This window comes from Rhodococcus sp. P3_B8 (assembly GCF_056402775.1).
This window is the reverse complement of sequence record NZ_JBFUGT010000638.1, coordinates 1-1,200: the sequence shown is the minus strand read 5'-3', so window position 1 is coordinate 1,200 and position 1,200 is coordinate 1. Positions and strand designations below refer to the sequence as shown.

Annotated in this window: 1 protein-coding gene and 3 pseudogenes; 1 reads left to right on the top strand and 3 read right to left on the bottom strand. The window is 64.9% G+C overall.

Annotated elements, in window-relative coordinates; genetic code table 11:
• From AC1D1G_RS45380 to AC1D1G_RS45370, 3 genes and pseudogenes are all read right to left on the bottom strand, one after another.
• A pseudogene (locus tag AC1D1G_RS45380) lies at positions 1 to 144 on the bottom strand (SAM-dependent methyltransferase); the annotation flags it as partial.
• A 103-nt stretch (positions 145 to 247) separates the two neighbouring features.
• Positions 248 to 778, bottom strand: coding sequence for a DinB family protein (locus AC1D1G_RS45375; protein WP_477956957.1), 531 nt, complete (start codon positions 776 to 778; stop codon positions 248 to 250).
• A 26-nt stretch (positions 779 to 804) separates the two neighbouring features.
• Positions 805 to 954, bottom strand: a pseudogene (locus AC1D1G_RS45370) (N-acetyltransferase family protein); the annotation flags it as partial.
• Between the two features lie 50 nt (positions 955 to 1,004).
• On the opposite strand from AC1D1G_RS45370, the pseudogene AC1D1G_RS45365 reads away from it, so the two are divergent.
• Positions 1,005 to 1,200, top strand: a pseudogene (locus tag AC1D1G_RS45365) (IS3-like element ISMyma10 family transposase); the annotation flags it as partial.

Here is a 1,200-nt window from a genome sequence, read left to right as displayed (position 1 = left end):
GATATCGGCTGCCTCCACGAGCACCTCGCCGAGGGTCGGGATCAGCTCGGCGGCGACGGTCGGGTAGTCGCCGGAGGCCCACAACGCCCGGTGCTTGGCCTTGAGCGCGCGGTCGGTGTCTGTATCGGTGGGAATGGTGGTCATGAAAGTGTCCTCGTACTCGATGTCGGGTGCCGGGATGTCGGCACACCTATAGACGTCGGCCGGTTCGGAAGGATGCACGCGAGCTGATTTCGGCGGAATGGGTTCAGCCGAGTGTGAGCTGGGCGCGGTGGAAGTCGAAGTGCTTGCCCGGGTATCGGTAGACCTGTTCGAGGGTCATGGTCTCGGTGAAGAACGGATCCCAGCGCACCGGGAATGCCATGCTGCGCCGCAGATTCGTCTCCGATTCCTTGGACAGGGAGTGCTGCAGCTTGGCGATGACACGGTCGCAGTGTCGGCCCATCCGGCGGCGGTTGAACACGGTCGCGGCCGCGCACGATCCGAGGTAGTTGATCTGGTGGAACACCGGTGTTCCGGCGTCCAGGGCGCGGGCGAATCCGTGGCCGATCGGGTCGGGCAGCCGGGAGAACACCCGGACCAGCACCAGGAGTCGGCGTACCACCATGTAGCCGAACACCATGTGGAACAGCAACTGTTCGTTGGTCCAGCGGGTGCCGTTTGAGCGGCGCTCGAAGTCGTCCGGCGAGGCGTGATCGAGGAGGTCGTGCAGTGCCCGCCGGGTGCGGTCGAGGTCGGCGGCGATTGCGGCACGATCAACAGGTGGTGGCTCGGACATCATGTGCCCCAGGCGGTTCGAGGGGATTATCCGGCCATTGGGGAGCGGCGTTCGAGGAAGACGGTGTCGCGCCAGATGCCATCGAGTTGGGCGATGCGTTCGCGGACGCCGATGGTGCGGAATCCGGCGGAGTGGTGCAGGGCGATGCTGGCCCGGTTCTCCGGGAAGATCGAGGTGAATCGTCCCGGGTTTGATGCGCACCTTCTTTCTTGGGAAGGTAATCCTTATGCCGAATGTCTATCCAGCCGAGGTGCGAGAGAAGGCCGTGCGCCTGGTCCTCGAGCACCGTGGTGACTACGCCTCGGAATACGAGGCGATCCGCACAATCGCCGAACGGATGTCACTGAAGACGGAGACCGTACGGGTGTGGGTCCGCAAGGCCGAAGCGGCGGGCGATGGCACCCATGCCGCGTCGGCGTCCG